The sequence below is a fragment of the Sphingomonas sp. CL5.1 genome, from assembly GCF_013344685.1.
Taxonomy (GTDB): domain Bacteria; phylum Pseudomonadota; class Alphaproteobacteria; order Sphingomonadales; family Sphingomonadaceae; genus Sphingomonas.
In genome coordinates this window covers 1,530,776-1,545,308 of sequence record NZ_CP050137.1, presented here as the reverse complement: position 1 = coordinate 1,545,308, position 14,533 = coordinate 1,530,776, and the positions used below count along the sequence as shown (strand labels likewise).

General features: G+C 69.4%; 17 protein-coding genes. 1 reads left to right on the top strand and 16 read right to left on the bottom strand.

What is annotated here, in order from left to right:
* Positions 1-69: 69 nt before the first annotated feature.
* The 15 genes from F9288_RS07535 to F9288_RS07465 form a co-directional block, all read right to left on the bottom strand.
* A complete protein-coding gene (locus F9288_RS07535; RefSeq protein WP_174836056.1) occupies positions 70-768 on the bottom strand; it encodes a DUF4230 domain-containing protein in 699 nt (232 codons plus the stop codon).
* Positions 750-1,607: an MBL fold metallo-hydrolase gene (locus F9288_RS07530; RefSeq protein WP_174838945.1), complete on the bottom strand. Its 858-nt coding sequence runs from the start codon at positions 1,605-1,607 to the stop codon at positions 750-752. Before F9288_RS07530 ends, F9288_RS07535 begins: the two co-directional genes overlap by 19 nt.
* 111 nt (positions 1,608-1,718) lie before the next feature.
* Positions 1,719-3,317 carry a M56 family metallopeptidase gene (locus F9288_RS07525; protein WP_174836055.1) on the bottom strand — a complete coding sequence of 533 codons (1,599 nt, stop codon included), beginning with the start codon at positions 3,315-3,317 and terminating at the stop codon, positions 1,719-1,721.
* Complete coding sequence (locus F9288_RS07520) at positions 3,314-3,682, bottom strand: BlaI/MecI/CopY family transcriptional regulator (RefSeq protein WP_174836054.1); 369 nt, start codon at positions 3,680-3,682, stop codon at positions 3,314-3,316. The genes F9288_RS07525 and F9288_RS07520 overlap by 4 nt, the downstream gene beginning before the upstream one ends.
* Before the next feature lie 281 nt (positions 3,683-3,963).
* Complete coding sequence (gene grxD / locus F9288_RS07515) at positions 3,964-4,290, bottom strand: Grx4 family monothiol glutaredoxin (protein ID WP_174836053.1); 327 nt, start codon at positions 4,288-4,290, stop codon at positions 3,964-3,966.
* Positions 4,291-4,317: 27 nt separating this feature from the next.
* Positions 4,318-4,551, bottom strand: coding sequence for a BolA/IbaG family iron-sulfur metabolism protein (locus F9288_RS07510; RefSeq protein WP_174836052.1), 234 nt, complete (start codon positions 4,549-4,551; stop codon positions 4,318-4,320).
* Between the two features lies 1 nt (position 4,552).
* Entirely contained in the window at positions 4,553-4,876 is a 324-nt protein-coding gene (locus F9288_RS07505) for a DUF1476 domain-containing protein (RefSeq protein WP_174836051.1), read from the bottom strand.
* Between the two features lie 67 nt (positions 4,877-4,943).
* Entirely contained in the window at positions 4,944-5,945 is a 1,002-nt protein-coding gene (locus F9288_RS07500; RefSeq protein WP_174836050.1) for an NADPH:quinone oxidoreductase family protein, read from the bottom strand.
* Between the two features lie 116 nt (positions 5,946-6,061).
* On the bottom strand, positions 6,062-6,655 hold the full coding sequence (gene leuD / locus F9288_RS07495; RefSeq protein WP_174836049.1) for a 3-isopropylmalate dehydratase small subunit: 594 nt from the start codon (positions 6,653-6,655) through the stop codon (positions 6,062-6,064).
* 163 nt (positions 6,656-6,818) lie between these two features.
* Positions 6,819-8,249 carry a 3-isopropylmalate dehydratase large subunit gene (gene leuC, locus F9288_RS07490; protein ID WP_174836048.1) on the bottom strand — a complete coding sequence of 477 codons (1,431 nt, stop codon included), beginning with the start codon at positions 8,247-8,249 and terminating at the stop codon, positions 6,819-6,821.
* Between the two features lie 122 nt (positions 8,250-8,371).
* A complete protein-coding gene (locus F9288_RS07485) occupies positions 8,372-9,007 on the bottom strand; it encodes a 3-oxoacid CoA-transferase subunit B (RefSeq protein WP_174836047.1) in 636 nt (211 codons plus the stop codon).
* On the bottom strand, positions 9,007-9,714 hold the full coding sequence (locus tag F9288_RS07480; protein ID WP_174836046.1) for a CoA transferase subunit A: 708 nt from the start codon (positions 9,712-9,714) through the stop codon (positions 9,007-9,009). Before F9288_RS07480 ends, F9288_RS07485 begins: the two co-directional genes overlap by 1 nt.
* A gap of 110 nt (positions 9,715-9,824) precedes the next feature.
* Positions 9,825-10,478 (bottom strand): HAD-IA family hydrolase, encoded by a 654-nt coding sequence (locus tag F9288_RS07475; protein ID WP_174836045.1) that lies wholly within the window; start codon positions 10,476-10,478, stop codon positions 9,825-9,827.
* 46 nt (positions 10,479-10,524) lie between these two features.
* Positions 10,525-11,220, bottom strand: coding sequence for a VIT family protein (locus tag F9288_RS07470; protein WP_174836044.1), 696 nt, complete (start codon positions 11,218-11,220; stop codon positions 10,525-10,527).
* A gap of 3 nt (positions 11,221-11,223) precedes the next feature.
* Entirely contained in the window at positions 11,224-12,165 is a 942-nt protein-coding gene (locus F9288_RS07465; protein ID WP_174836043.1) for an SMP-30/gluconolactonase/LRE family protein, read from the bottom strand.
* A 69-nt stretch (positions 12,166-12,234) separates the two neighbouring features.
* Between F9288_RS07465 and F9288_RS07460 the strand changes: the two genes are divergently transcribed.
* Positions 12,235-13,884 carry a thiamine pyrophosphate-binding protein gene (locus F9288_RS07460; protein WP_174836042.1) on the top strand — a complete coding sequence of 550 codons (1,650 nt, stop codon included), beginning with the start codon at positions 12,235-12,237 and terminating at the stop codon, positions 13,882-13,884.
* Between the two features lie 31 nt (positions 13,885-13,915).
* Here the strand turns inward: F9288_RS07460 and F9288_RS07455 are convergent, their stop codons facing one another.
* On the bottom strand, positions 13,916-14,479 hold the full coding sequence (locus F9288_RS07455) for an outer membrane protein (protein WP_174836041.1): 564 nt from the start codon (positions 14,477-14,479) through the stop codon (positions 13,916-13,918).
* Positions 14,480-14,533: the final 54 nt, after the last annotated feature.

Genomic DNA, 14,533 nt, shown 5'->3' with positions numbered 1-14,533 from the left:
CGAAGAAGCCGATTGACCGCGCGACCAGTTATTATGCGGGCGTTGCTATACTGCGCTTTCCGCCGCCGCTCAACGCTGGTTGCCGAGCACTTCCTCCAGGCTGCGGCTCACGTCCCAATGCTCGGCGTTCCGCACCGGATCGTCGGCGAAGCGCACGTTGACGGTGGCGTCGATGCCGGCGGCCTTCAGCGGCATGGCGAAGCTGCGCTCGACCGCGCGGCGGGTGGCGTCCTTCGCCATGTTCATCATCGGCGCGGCGCGCGCCTGCTTGAGCAGCTCGGCCTGCCCCGCGCTGCGATTGGCGGCGTCGAGCGTCTCGCGCGCGGCGGTGAGCGTCATCAGCACCCCGCCCGAGCCGTAGCTCCGGATCGCGTCGAGATCGATCGCCGGCGGCGTCACCTCCACCGCCGGCAGCCGCACCGACAACGTGTGCGTCGCCCCGTCCCACGCCACGTCGCGCTGCGAGAGGCGGCCGAGATCGACCTCGTAGCGCACCATGCCGGGCATGATCGTCGTCCGCTCCGCGCTCAGCCCGAACTGCGACTGTTTCGAGGTGACGACCGCGACGAAGCGCGCGGCGAAGGCGGAAAGCCGGTTCTGCTCGCGCAGGCCCGAAAGGCTGGCGTTGGCGATCGTCGTCGGATCGGGCGCGAGCCGGGAATTGACGTAGCGCTGCGCCAGCCACCAGCCGCCGCCCGCGAGCAGCAGCAGGATCGCCAGCGCGGCGAGGAAATCGACGATGAACGGCCTTACGCGCGGTTCCGCCATGTCCCCGCTTCCGCCTCCACCACCCCGCGCCGCTCGAGATCGACGAGATGCGCCAGCACGGAATGTTCCGCCGCGCCGAACAGCCGGCGGTCGATCCCGACATACATCCTCTCGACCATTGCGGGGATCGTGCCGACGCCCTTGCCGATCAGCCGCAAAATCTGCCCCTCGCGCTGCTTGCGGTGGCCGAGCAGGCCGCGCACCAGCCGCTGCGGCTTCTCCACCGCCTCGCCGTGGCCGGGGTAATAGATGCGGTCGTCGCGGGCGAGCAGCTTCTCGAGGCTGGCCATATAGGCGCTCATGTCGCCGTCCGGCGGCGACACCACGCTGGTCGACCAGCCCATGACGTGATCGCCGGAGAACAGCGCCTTCGTCTCCGGCAAGGCGTAAGCGAGATGGTTGGAGGTATGGCCGGGCGTCGCGATCGCCTCCAGCGTCCAGCCTTCGCCGCTCACCCGGTCGCCCTCCGCCAGCACCTGATCGGGGGCGTAATCCGCATCGAACGCCGCATCGGCGCGCGGGCCGTCGTCCGACAGGTGGAAGGGCGCGGCGCCGACAATCGGCGCGCCGGTTTCCGACTTCAGCCGGATCGCGGCGGGGGAATGATCGCGATGGTGGTGGGTGATGACGATCGCCCGCACCGGCCGCCCGGCGATGGCGGCGAGCAGCGCGGCATGATGCGCCTCGTCCGCCGGGCCGGGATCGATCACCGCGAGATCGCGCGCGCCGACGATATGCGTCTGCGTGCCGGTGAAGGTATAGGGAGACGGATTGGGCGCCAGAACCCGCGTGACGAGCGGTTCGAGCGCGATCGCGATGCCGGTCGGTGGCTCGTCCATGCGCGGGAGATGGCGGCTGCGCACCGTCATGGCAAGGGAAAGCGGCACAAAACGGCCGGCCCCGCCGTTATCGTGGCGGTGGCCGGCCGACCGGCTCCTCCCCCGGTCCCGCTAGTCGCGATCGCGCGCCATGTCGGCCATGCTGCGATCCAGTTCGGCGAGCGCCTCGCGCCGCGCGTCCTCCGGCATGTTGCGGTTCGCCGCGATCGAGGCGCGGGCAGAGCGCAGCCCCGCGATCTCGCTCGCCATCGCGCGGCGGCGGATCGCCTCCGCATCGGCTTCGGCGGCGGCCGCGCGGCGCTCTCCCTCGTCGGCGGCGTGGGCGATGCGATCGTTGCAGATGACGATCAGGCGGCGGCCGTTCTCGTTGCGGTTCAGCGTCATGCCGCCAGTGCCGCCGCAATCGCGCGACACCACCGACGGCACCGAGGCCATCGCCCGCGCCACGCGGCGATCGATATCCGAGCGCGACGGCGGCGCGGGGGGCACGGGCGGAAGCGGCGGGGCAGCGACCATGTCGGGCGACGGCGGGACGGGCGGCTCCGGCGGTGTCGGCAGCGGATTGGCGGCGACATAGGCATCGGCGTCCGCGCCCTCATAGACATGCGTCTCGCCGTCGCGATGGATCACAATGCGGCGCTTGCCTTCCCCGGCGGCGGGCGCGGCCGGCACTTCGGGAGCCTGCGGCGCGGCGACCGGCGGCGGCGGGCGAAGCAGCGCGGTCGGCTGGAGCGCGCCGATATCGACCCCGGTGGCGCGCTCCACCCCCGCGCGCATCTTCGCGGCGGCGGCCGTGCCTGAGGCGGTGAAGCCGAGCGCGGCGGCGCCCAGCGCGGCGATGCTCACCGTGCCGGCGAGGACACGCGCGCGGGTGGCCGGCGTCGAGAGCATCCGCAACCGCCCCTTGAGATCGTCGACCGTATACAAATGGCAGGCGGCGGCGATCGCCCCGCCGTGCGCCGCCTTGACGATCGCGCAGGCATAGGCATGGCGCTCCGCCGCGCTGCGCCCGGCGAGGACGCGCGCGTCGTTCGCCATCTCCTGATCGGCGCGATAGGCGCGGAAGGCGAACCAGGCGATCGGGTTGAACCAGTGCAGCGCGAGCACCGCCAGCGCGACCCAATTGGCGATCAGGTCGCCGCGCGCATGATGGCCAAGCTCATGCTCCAGCGCCAGCGCGCGCTCGCGCTCGTCATAGCGGCCGGCGAAATCGCGCGGGAAGGCGACGAAGCGCCGGGCGATGCCGAACGCCAGCGGCCCCGATGCCGCCGGGCTGGCGACGATCGTCACGCCGCCGATGCTGTCGAGCGGCGTCGCGGCGGCGAGCAGCCGGCGGCGGAAACGGACATAGGCGGCGAGTTGCCAGCCGATGAAACCCAGCGCGCCCAGCCCCCACAACAGCAGCAGCGCGCCGCCGAGCAGCGCCGCGAGGTCCGGGACGGCGGCGGCGGGCGCATCGGCGGTCGCGGCGGGCAGGATCATCACCGACACCTGCTGCCCGACATCCGCCAGCGGGGCGGCGATCGGCGGGACCATCCTGTCGCGCAGCGTCGCCGGCAGCGGCGGAAGCGCCAGCCGCAGCACCGGCAGCAGCCACAAGGCATAAGCGACCGGCGCGCCGAACGCGCGGCGGACGGGGATGCGGATCGCCAGCACCAGCGCGATCAGCACGGCCGAGGCGATCAGCGCCTCCACCGCCCAGCCGATCATTGCTTGAGCGCCTTCAGCAGCGCCTCGATCTCGGCGATGTCCTGCGCGGAAAGCTCGTCGCGCTCGGCGAGATGGGCGACCAGCGGGGTGAGCTTGCCGCCGAACAGCCGGTCGATCAGCCGGCGCGATTCCCCGGTGACATATTCGCTGCGCTGCACGGCCGGGCGATAGAGATAGCGCCGCCCGTCCTCCTCATGATGGACGGCGCTCTTGGCGAGCAGCCGGCCGAGCAGGGTCTTGACGGTGTTGACGCTCCATCCGCGATCGGGGCCGACACGTTCGGCCACCTCCTGCGCGGTGAGCGGGGAATCGTCCCACAGCACCTCCATCACGGCATGTTCGGCATCGCTGATCCGCTCGGCCACGATTCGGCTCTCCTATCGACTACGGATGTAATTGCATTGATTACATCTGTGGTCAAGAGCCTTCTGGCGCGGACGCACGGGGAAGGCGCGGGGCTGATCTGTCGAGAAAATTTACAGCCGGCAACCCGGATGAATCCGCGTTAACCACGGGACCGGCCGGATTTCCGCCCGCCTGCCGCTCTGGCACGCGCGCTGCATGGTGTATCGCGCACCGAGCGTAATCACGCTTCAGCAGGGCGGGTGCGTCGCTTCCGATCTCGCGGCGTCCCGCCCTCACCCGGTCAACCGGCCCTGGCGGTGCCCTCGAACAATTCGGCCAGCTCGCCCGACTCGTACATCTCCATCATGATGTCGGAGCCGCCGACGAACTCGCCGCCGACATAGAGCTGCGGGATGGTCGGCCAGTCGGAATAGGCCTTGATGCCCTGCCGGATGCCCTGATCCTGCAACACGTCGACGCTCTCGAACTCGACGCCGAGATGCTGGAGGATCGCCACCGCGCGGCTGGAAAAGCCGCATTGCGGGAACAGCGGGCTGCCCTTCATGAACAGCACCACCGGATTGTTCTTCACCACCGCATCGATGCGGGCCTGGACGTCTTCGCTCATCGCCGGTTCCTCAAAAATCGCTGGCCGTTATTTCGGGACGGCGGTGGTGAGCTGCAAGGCGTGGAGCACGCCGCCCATGCGGCCGCCGAGCGCGGCATAGACCGCCTGATGCTGCCGCACGCGCGGCATCCCCGTGAAGGTGGCGCTGACGACGCGCGCGGCATAATGGTCGCCGTCGCCGGCGAGGTCGGTGATCTCCACCTCGGCATCGGGGATGCCGGCGCGGATCAGCGCCGCGATGTCGTCCGCCGCCATCGCCATGTCACTGCGCTTCCATGAGCTGGCGACGCGCCTCGATCGTTTGTTCCTCCAGCGCGCGCCGCACCGCCCCCTCGTCGATATCGACGCCCGCGGCGGTGAGGTCGCCGAGCAGCTTGCGCACCACGTCGTCGTCGCCGGCTTCCTCCAGATCGGCGTGAACCACCGTCTTGGCATAGGAATCGGCCTCGGCGGGGGTGAGCTTCATCAGCTCCGCCGCCCATTGGCCAAGCAGCCGGTTGCGACGCGCGACGATGCGAAAGGCCATTTCCTCGTCGCGCGCGAACTTGGATTCGAAAGCGCGTTCGCGATCGTCAAAGGTCGTCATATCTGCTCCCAGCAATAATCGTCAATGCAGATAGAGAGGGAGCAGCCCGCGCGCAACGCCGCGGCCGTCACGCCGCGACGCGCACCACCAGCTTGCCGATCGCGCCGCGCGCGGCGAGCTTGGCGATCGCCTCGCCGCCCTTCTCCAGCGGATAGACGCCGGTCACCTTCGGCGCGATCCTGCCGGCGGCCCACAGGTCGAACAGCCGCTGGATGTTGGCGCGGTTGCGCGCCGGCTCGCGCGCGGCGAACGCGCCCCAGAACACGCCGCAGATGTCGCAGCTCTTCAGCAGCGTCAGGTTGAGCGGCAGCTTCGGGATGCCGGCCGGGAAGCCGATCACCAGATAGCGCCCCTCCCACGCCATCGAACGCACCGCCGGCTCGGCATAATCGCCGCCCACCGCGTCATAGACGAGATCGAAGCCGTTCGGCCCGGCCTTCGCCTTGAAGGCGTCGGCCAGCGCCTTGGATTCCTCCTTCGAGAACGGCGCGCGGCCGTAGATCAGCACATCGTCCGCGCCGGCATCGCGCACCGCCCGCGCCTTCTCCTCCGACGAGACGGCGCCGACCACCCGCGCGCCGAGCGCCTTGCCCAGCTCGACCGCCGCGAGGCCGACGCCGCCCGCCGCGCCGAGCACGAGCAGGTTGTCGCCCTCCTTGATATGGCCGCGATCGACCAGGGCATGGATCGTCGTGCCATAAGTGAGCAGCATCGACGCGCCTTCCTCGAAGCTGCGAGCCGCCGGCAGCGGATAAAGCGCCGCCTCGCGAACCACCGCCTTTTCGGACATGCCGCCCATGCCGGTGTTGCCCATCACCCGGTCGCCCGGCTTGAAAGCGGTGACGCCCTCGCCGACGCTTTCCACGACACCGGAAATCTCGCCGCCCGGCGCGAACGGGCGCGGCGGCTTGAACTGATATTTGTCCTCGATCACCAGCACGTCGGGGAAGTTGACCGCGCAGGCCTTCACCGCGACGATCACCTCGCCCGGTCCGGCGACCGGATCAGGCAGATCGCCCACCGTCAGAGTTTCCGGTCCGCCGATCGCGGTCGACAGCAATGCGCGCATATCCGCTCCTTCCCTCCCGTCAGCGCGCGCCAAAGCCGACGCGCGCGCGGTTTTAGAATTGACGGTATCCCCTTGCAGCGCGGGAAGCGGCGCGTCCAGAGGGTTTAGCGGCCGGGCTACGCCGCCCGGCGGCTCACCCACGGGCGGCTCGCGTCGATCTCGCCTTCGTAGCGCGAAATCGCCGTGTCGCGCTCCAGCGTCAGGCCGATTTCGTCCAGTCCGTGCATCAGGCACTGCCGGCGGAACGGATCGAGCGAGAATTCGAACCGATCCTGGAACGGCGTCGTCACCGTCATATGCTCTAGGTCGATCGAGATGGGGTCAGTCTTGGCCACCTCGATCAGCCGGTCGACCGCCTCCTGCGGCAGCACCACCGTGACGATGCCGTTCTTGAAGGCGTTGCCGGAGAAGATGTCGGAGAAGCTCGGCGCGATCACCGCCTTGATGCCGAGATCGCCGAGCGCCCAGGCGGCATGCTCGCGGCTGGAGCCGCAGCCGAAATTGTCGCCCGCGATCAGGATCGGACTGCCGGCATATTCGGGATCGTCGAACAGATTGCCCGACACCGCGCGCACCGTCTCGAACGCGCCGCGCCCCAGCCCGGCGCGGGTGATCGTCTTGAGCCAATGCGCCGGGATGATCACATCGGTATCGACGTTCTTCTGGCCCCACGGATAGGCGCGGCCGGAAACGCTCGTCACGGCTTCCATCTCAATACTCCTCTGGCGCGCGCAGATCAGCGCGCCGTCCGTTCCTTCGTCACGACGACCGACTTGGCGATCGCGGCATAAGCGGCGACGCCACTGAGCAGCGATCCGGCAACCAGCAGCAGCAGCACCTTCTTCATCGCCATTCCCCTCTCATCCGCTCTATTTATCGCATCAATTCGCGCACATCGGCGAGCCGCCCTTCCACCGCCGCCGCCGCCGCCATCGCCGGCGACACCAGATGCGTCCGCGCGCCCGGCCCCTGCCGCCCGACGAAATTGCGGTTGCTGGTGGAGGCGCAGCGCTCGCCCGCCGGCACCTTGTCCGGGTTCATCGCGAGGCACATCGAGCAGCCCGGCTCGCGCCATTCGAACCCGGCGGCGGCGAAGATACGGTCCAGCCCCTCGGCCTCGGCCTGCCGCTTCACCAGCCCCGAGCCGGGGACGACCAGCGCCCGCACCCCGTCCGCCACGCGCCGCCCGTCGGCGACGGCGGCGGCCGCGCGCAGGTCCTCGATCCGGCTATTGGTGCACGATCCGATGAAGACGTGCTGGATCGCCACGTCCTGCATCCGCATCCCCGGCGTCAGGCCCATGTAATCGAGCGACCTGGCCGCCGCCGCCTGCTTCGAGGGATCGGCGAAGCTTTCCGGGTCCGGCACGACGCCGGTGATCGGCACGACATCCTCCGGGCTGGTGCCCCATGTCAGCCCCGGCGCGATGTCGCTCGCCGCCAGCACGACGCGCTTGTCATAGGTCGCGCCGGGATCGGTGGCGAGCGAGCGCCACCATTCCACCGCTTTGTCCCAGTCCGCGCCGGCGGGGGCCATCGGGCGGCCCTTGAGATAGGCGAAGGTGATATCGTCCGGCGCGATCATGCCGGCGCGCGCGCCGCCCTCGATCGACATGTTGGCGACCGTCAGCCGCCCCTCCAGCGACATGGCGCGGATCACCTCGCCGGTATATTCGATGACATGGCCGGTGCCGCCCGCCGCGCCGATCTTGCCGATGATCGCGAGGATCACGTCCTTCGGGCTGACGCCGAAGCCGAGCGTGCCGTCGACCCGCACCTCCATCGTCTTCGACTGGGCGAGCAGCAAGGTCTGCGTGGCGAGCACATGCTCCACCTCGCTGGTGCCGATGCCGAACGCCAGCGCGCCGAGCGCGCCGTGCGCGGAGGTGTGGCTGTCGCCGCACACCATCGTCGTCCCCGGCAGGGTGAAGCCCTGTTCCGGCCCGACGACATGGACGATGCCCTGCGCGGGCGCGAGCGCGTCGATATAGGGGACGCCGAACTCCGCGACATTGCGGCGCAGCGCGGCAAGCTGGGTCGCGCTTTCCGGGTCGGCGATCGGCAGCTCGTTGCCGTCGGCGTCTACGCGCGCGGTGGTCGGCAGGTTATGGTCCGGCACGGCCAGCGTCAGGTCCGGCCGGCGCACCTTGCGCCCGGCGGCGCGAAGCCCCTCGAACGCCTGCGGGCTGGTCACCTCATGAACGAGGTGGCGGTCGATGTAGATGAGGCAGGTGCCGTCGTCGCGCCGTTCGACGACATGCGCGTTCCAGACCTTTTCGTAGAGCGTGAGGGGACGAGTTGCCATGATGCGAGCGCATTAGACCCAAAGCGCCCTTTCGCGAAACCCTAGTTTTCGCATCATTCCGGCAAGAAAATTGCGCCCGCGCCTCAAATAGCCCCTCCCCTCAGGAGGAGGGGCCTATAGCGTCAGGCCACGTAATGGGCCGTCGTCTTGGCGGCGACTTCCTCCGCCGTGACGCCGTTGGCGGTCTCGATCAGGCGGAACGGCGAATTGTGGTCGGGGCGCTGGAACACCGCGAGATCGGTGATGATCATGTCGACCACGTTCCTGCCCGTCAGCGGCAGCGTGCAGGCCGGAATGAACTTCGGGTCGCCGTTCTTGCTGGTATGCTCCATCACGACGATGATCTTCTTGACGCCGGCGACGAGATCCATCGCGCCGCCCATGCCCTTGATCATCTTGCCGGGAATCATCCAGTTCGCGATGTCCCCCGTCTCGGCCACTTCCATCGCGCCGAGCACGGTGAGGTCGATATGCCCGCCACGGATCATCGCGAAGCTCTGGTCCGAGCCGAAATACACCGATTGCGGCAATTCGCTGATCGTCTGCTTGCCGGCGTTGATGAGGTCCGGGTCAACCTCATCGTCATAGGGGAACGGCCCGATGCCGAGCATCCCGTTCTCCGACTGGAGCGTCACCTCGACGCCCGCCGGGATATGGTTCGCCACCAGCGTGGGGATGCCGATGCCGAGGTTGACGTAGAAGCCGTCCTGCAATTCCTTCGCGGCGCGCGCCGCCATTTCGTCACGGCTCCACGCCATCACGCATTCTCCCGCTGGCGGGTGGTTCGGAACTCGATCTTCTTGTCGTAGGGCGCCCCCACGATCAGCCGGTTCACATAGATGCCGGGCAGGTGGATATTATCCGCGCCGAGGCTGCCGACCGGCACGATCTCCTCCACCTCGGCGATGCAGATCTTGCCGGCGGTCGCCATCGGCTGGTTGAAATTGCGCGCCGTCTTGCGGAAGATCAGGTTGCCCGCCTCGTCCGCCTTCCAGCCCTTGATGATCGAGAGGTCGGCGCGGATGCCGCGCTCGAGGATATAGTCCTCGCCGTCGAACGTCTTGACTTCCTTGCCCTCAGCGACCTGCGTGCCGACACCGGTCTTCGTGTAGAAGCCGGGGATGCCCGCGCCGCCCGCGCGGCAGCGCTCGGCGAGCGTGCCCTGCGGGCAGAATTCCACCTCAAGCTCGCCCGCGAGATACTGGCGCTCGAACTCCTTGTTCTCGCCGACATAGGACGAGATCATCTTCTTCACCTGCCGCGTGCGGAGCAGCTTGCCCAGCCCCTCGCCGTCGATCCCGGCGTTGTTGCTGGCGATGGTGAGGTTCTTCGTGCCCGCCGCGAGCAGCGCGTCGATCAGCCGCTCGGGGATGCCGCACAGGCCGAAGCCGCCCGCGCAGATCGTCATGCCATCGAACAATATGCCGTCCAGCGCGGCCGCGGCGTCGGGGTAGAGCTTCTTCATCGGCGGGTGACTCTCCTTCGTCCGGCCCGGCGATTAGCCCCGGACGAACGCCGCCGCAAGCGAAGCCGAATAGCGGTTCAGCTTTGCCCCGCGAACCGCGACACGCGGAGTCAGAACAGGCCGCGCTCCACGCCCAGCACATCGGCCAGCTCGCCCAGCGCCTGGTCCTCGTCGCTGACCTTGATCGCGTGCATCCCCAGCTCGGCCGCCGGCTTGCAGTTGATGCCGAGGTCGTCGAGATAGATGCACGCCGCCGCCGGCTTGGAGAAATGCGCGAGCATCATCTGGTAGATGCGCGGATCGGGCTTGCGGATGCCGACCTTGCTCGATTCGATCACGCAGTCGAAGCGGACGAGCACCTCGCTCACCGCCCGTGCGCGCTCGCCGCTGCGCTCCATCCCGGCGCCTTCGCCCGACGGCACGTTGTTGGTGATGCAGCCGAGGTGGTAGCCCTGCCGCTTCAGCCAGTCGAGCGCGTGCACCATGCGCGGGCGAATGTCTCCGGCCAGCACCGCCAGCACGTCCTCGCCGCGCAGCTCATGGCCAAGCGCCTTGGCCTCCTCCGCGAAGGCCGCGTCGAAGCCGGCGGAATCGATCTCCGCGCGCTCGAACCGCGCCCAGGCATTGTCGTCCGGCGAAAGCTGATTGACCTTACGGATGAAATCCCGCGGCAGGCCGCGCGCCCGCTCCAGCCGGTTGAACGCCTCGAACGGGGACGACGTGACCACCCCGCCGAAATCGAAGATCACTGTATCGCGCTTCATCGCCACAATCCGTGCCGCGCCGCGCGCCGTCGCGCAAGCCCCGTCGCTACAAAGTCGTGCCCACGAGGTCGCCGATGACATAGGTCACCAGCATCGCCAGCGCGCCCCAGAAGGTGACGCGCAGGGCGCCCCGCGCCGCGCTCGCGCTGCCAGCCCGCGCGCCGATCGCGCCCAGCACCGCGAGCAGCAGCAGCGCCACCGCCGGCACCGACCACACCAGCGTCACGGCCGGCGCCAGCAGCACCGTCAGCATCGGCGCGGCGCCGCCGGCGAAGAAGCTGCCGGCCGAGGCGAGCGCCGCCTGCACCGGACGCGCGGCGGCCGCCTCCGTCAGCCCCAGTTCGTCGCGCAGGTGCGCGGTGAGCGCGTCATGCGCGGAAAGCTGGGTCGCGACCTGCTCCGCCAGCGCCTCGTCCAGCCCGCGCGCGCGGTAGATCGCGACCAGCTCGCGATGCTCGCCGTCCGGGTTGTTCGCCAGCTCGGCGGCCTCCTTCGCGCGGTCGGCATCCTCGGCATCGGCCTGGCTGCTGACCGAAACGAACTCGCCCGCCGCCATCGACATCGCCCCCGCGACCAGCCCCGCCAGCCCGGCGAGCAGGATCGCCGCCACGCCGGGCCGCGCCGCCGCGACGCCGACGATGATGCTGGAGACGGAAAGGATGCCGTCATTCGCCCCCAGCACCGCCGCGCGCAGCCAGCCGATGCGGTCGACCGCGTGCGTCTCGCCATGCCGCGCGCGCAACGATCAATATTCCAGCTTGAGGCCGGGACGCTTCCAGCGCGTCCTCACCAGCCGGCCGGTACCGGAAAGCGTGATCCACGCATCCATCATGTCCGCGCCGCCGAAGCAGATGTTGGTGGTGAAGATGTCGTCGGTCGCGACGAATTCCACCAGCTCGCCGGCCGGCGAGATCACGCTGATCCCGCTTTCGCCGATCGTCGCGACGCAGACGTTTCCGCACGCTTCCACCGCCAGCGAATCGAAGAATTTGTAGCCGGCGGGGCGATAGAGCGGGATTCCCGGCCCGCCCGGCCCCGCATCCGGCGCGACCTTGCCCGGCGCGGTCACGTTGAAGCTCATCAGCCGGCAGGTATAGGTCTCGGCGGCATAGAGCGTCCTGCCGTCCGGCGAGAGGCCGCAACCGTTGGGGTTGTTCGACGGGAAGATCACCTCCTCCAGATGGCTGCCGTCCGCCTTCGCGTAGAAGATGCCGACGATGTCGTGGCAGCGTTTCGCATAATCGACCTTGCCGTGGTCGGTGAACCAGAAGCCGCCGTGCGCATCGAACACGATGTCGTTCGGCCCGCGCAGCACGCAGCCGAAATCGCCCGATTTGTAGAGCACCTCGACCTTGCCGGTGGCGGGGTCGATCCGCTCGATCCGGCCGCCGGAATAATCCTTCGCGATGCCGTGCGGCGCGAGGATGCCGCCCGCCTCGAGATATTCGAACCCGCCGTTGTTGCAGCAATAGAGCATCCCGTCCGGCCCCATCGCGAGGCCGTTGGGGCCGCCGCCCGGCTCGGCGACGGTGTGCTTGCGGCCGTCGGGCGTGACGCGGGTGATGCGTCCGGCCTCGATCTCGACCAGGATGATGCTGCCGTCGGGCATCACCACCGGCCCCTCGGGGAAACGCAGGCCGTCCGCTACCAGGGTGAAATCGCTCACGCCGCCGCTCTCCTTTTGCATGTTTCGCGGCCACGATCATCCAGCGCGCGCGGCTTGGCAATAGCCGCCCTTCCCCTCTAGATGACACGGATGGAGAGCAGGAACCGCACCGGAGGACGCATCCTCGTCGACCAGCTCGTGGCGCAAGGCTGCGAGCGTATCTTCACCGTGCCGGGGGAGAGTTTCCTGGCGGTGCTCGACGCACTGGTCGACACGCCGGCGATCGAGGTCGTCACCTGCCGGCAGGAGGGTGGGGTCGCCTTCATGGCCTGCGCGGACGGCGCGCTGACGCACCGGCCCGGCATCGCCTTCGTCACGCGCGGGCCGGGCGCGACCAACGCCTCGATCGGGGTGCATGTTGCGATGCAGGACAGCCAGCCGATGATCCTGTTCGTCGGCGACGTCGATCGCGGCACGCGCGACCGCGAGGCGTTCCAGGAGATCAATTTCGAGGCGATGTTCGCTCCCCTCGCCAAATGGGCGGCGCGGATCGACGACGCGCGGCGCATCCCGGAATATGTCGCGCGCGCCTATGCGGTGGCGATGAACGGCAGGCCCGGCCCGGTGGTGCTGGCGCTGCCTGAGGACATGCTGCTCGACATGGTGGAGGCGGCCGACCGGCCGCGCGTCGAGCGCGTCGCGCAGGCGGCCGATCCGGCGGCGATCGACCGGCTGGCGGATTTGCTCGCCGCCGCCGAGCGCCCGGTCGCGATCATCGGCGGCGCTGGCTGGGACCATGACGCGGCGCGCGACTTCGCGGCATGGGCCGATCGCTCCGGCATCCCGGTGGTCGCCGCCTTCCGCCGGCAGGACGCGGTGCCCAACGACACCCCCGCTTATGCCGGCAACCTCGGCTATGGCCCCAATCCGAAGCTGGTCGCGCGGGTGAAGGCGGCGGACCTGCTCCTCGTCGTCGGCGCGCGGCTGGGGGAGGCGACCACCGACGGCTATACGCTCGTCACGCCGGATCATCCCGGCCAGCGGCTCGTCCACGTCCACCCGGATGCCGACGAGCTGGGCATGACCTATGCCACCGACCTCGCGATCTGCGCCTCGATGGCGGCGTTCGCGGCGGCGGTGGCGGCGATCGACGCGCCCGCGCGGCCCGATGCGGCGGCGGCGCACGGCGACTATCTCGACTGGTCGACCCCGCGCCCGCGCGACGGCGTGGCGATGGACCTCGGGCCGTGCGTGGGGGCGATGCGTGAGCGGCTGCCGGCGGATACGATCATCTGCAACGGCGCGGGCAATTTCTCCGGCTGGTGGCACCGCTACTGGCGCTACGCCGGGCCGGGAACGCAGCTCGCGCCGACCGCCGGGGCGATGGGCTATGGCGTGCCGGCGGCGGTGGCCGCGTCGCTGCGCCATCCGGATCGCGCGGTGGTGGCGCTGGCGGGCGACGGCGATTTCCTGATGAACGGGCAGGAACTGGCGACCGCCGTGCAGCACGGCTGCGGCATGCTGGTGATCCTCGTCGACAACGGCGCATACGGCACGATCCGCATGCATCAGGAGCGCGAATATCCCGGCCGCGTCTCCGCCACGCGGCTCGCCAACCCCGATTTCGCGGCACTGGCGCGCGCTTACGGCGCGTGGAGCGAGACGGTGACGCGGACGGAGGACTTCGCCCCCGCGCTGGACCGCGCGATCGCCGGGCGCGGCGTCCGCCTGCTCCACGTCAGGACCGACTTGGAGCAGATCACCGCCGGCACCACGCTCTCGGCGATCGCGAAGCGGTAGGGGCGATCCCCTACCGCCCCACGCGGCGGCGTCAGAAGCGCAGGCCGACGCCGGTCAGGATGCCGTTGGTCGAATAGCCGTCGCCATAAGTGACATAGCGATATTCGCTCTTGAGATAAGCGACTGGCGACACCTTCACCTCCGCGCCGGCGCCGAGCAGCAGCCCGTCGAGATTGCGCAGTTGATCCACCTCGCGCACTTGCAGGTTCGAATAGCCGACCTTGCCGTAGAGCAGTGCATTATGCGTGACCGGCGTGCCGATCCGGCCGGAGAAGTCGAACTCGCGCCGGCTGCGCAGCGCATCGTCGGCATAGGATACGTCGGAGAAATTCATCCCCGCCTCCGCGCCGATCACCATGTTGGGCGACACCGCCTTGTCATAGCCGAGCGCGAAGCCGAAGCCGACGTCGCTCGCCTTGGCGCGGCCCGCGCTGCCGATATTCGACAGGTCGAAACGAAGCTGGTCCAGCCCGACCGTCGCCTCGACGCGCGGCCCCTGGAAAGCCGCCGCATCCTGCGCGGCCGCCGGCGTCGCGGCGGCAAGCGCGGCCAGCAGCGCGAAGCCCGCGAGCGGGGCGGAAAGATACTGGTACATGCTATTACTCCTCGAACATCGCCGCCGGCGAGGGGCCGGGCGGCGTTCGAGGAA

What these genes read in the sequence shown, in the direction of transcription:
- leuC (WP_174836048.1), bottom strand. Translation starts at nt 8,249, where the DNA reads ATGGCAACTCGTCCCCTCACGCTCTACGAAAAGGTCTGGAACGCGCAT.
- F9288_RS07510 (WP_174836052.1), bottom strand. Translation starts at nt 4,551, where the DNA reads ATGGCGATGGCGGCGGACGACATCGCGGCGCTGATCCGCGCCGGCATC.
- F9288_RS07480 (WP_174836046.1), bottom strand. Translation starts at nt 9,714, where the DNA reads ATGAAGAAGCTCTACCCCGACGCCGCGGCCGCGCTGGACGGCATATTG.
- F9288_RS07475 (WP_174836045.1), bottom strand. Translation starts at nt 10,478, where the DNA reads ATGAAGCGCGATACAGTGATCTTCGATTTCGGCGGGGTGGTCACGTCG.
- F9288_RS07455 (WP_174836041.1), bottom strand. Translation starts at nt 14,479, where the DNA reads ATGTACCAGTATCTTTCCGCCCCGCTCGCGGGCTTCGCGCTGCTGGCC.
- F9288_RS07535 (WP_174836056.1), bottom strand. Translation starts at nt 768, where the DNA reads ATGGCGGAACCGCGCGTAAGGCCGTTCATCGTCGATTTCCTCGCCGCG.
- leuD (WP_174836049.1), bottom strand. Translation starts at nt 6,655, where the DNA reads ATGGAAGCCGTGACGAGCGTTTCCGGCCGCGCCTATCCGTGGGGCCAG.
- F9288_RS07525 (WP_174836055.1), bottom strand. Translation starts at nt 3,317, where the DNA reads ATGATCGGCTGGGCGGTGGAGGCGCTGATCGCCTCGGCCGTGCTGATC.
- F9288_RS07485 (WP_174836047.1), bottom strand. Translation starts at nt 9,007, where the DNA reads ATGGCGTGGAGCCGTGACGAAATGGCGGCGCGCGCCGCGAAGGAATTG.
- F9288_RS07460 (WP_174836042.1), top strand. Translation starts at nt 12,235, where the DNA reads ATGGAGAGCAGGAACCGCACCGGAGGACGCATCCTCGTCGACCAGCTC.
- grxD (WP_174836053.1), bottom strand. Translation starts at nt 4,290, where the DNA reads ATGAGCGAAGACGTCCAGGCCCGCATCGATGCGGTGGTGAAGAACAAT.
- F9288_RS07500 (WP_174836050.1), bottom strand. Translation starts at nt 5,945, where the DNA reads ATGCGCGCATTGCTGTCGACCGCGATCGGCGGACCGGAAACTCTGACG.
- F9288_RS07505 (WP_174836051.1), bottom strand. Translation starts at nt 4,876, where the DNA reads ATGACGACCTTTGACGATCGCGAACGCGCTTTCGAATCCAAGTTCGCG.
- F9288_RS07530 (WP_174838945.1), bottom strand. Translation starts at nt 1,607, where the DNA reads ATGGACGAGCCACCGACCGGCATCGCGATCGCGCTCGAACCGCTCGTC.
- F9288_RS07465 (WP_174836043.1), bottom strand. Translation starts at nt 12,165, where the DNA reads ATGCAAAAGGAGAGCGGCGGCGTGAGCGATTTCACCCTGGTAGCGGAC.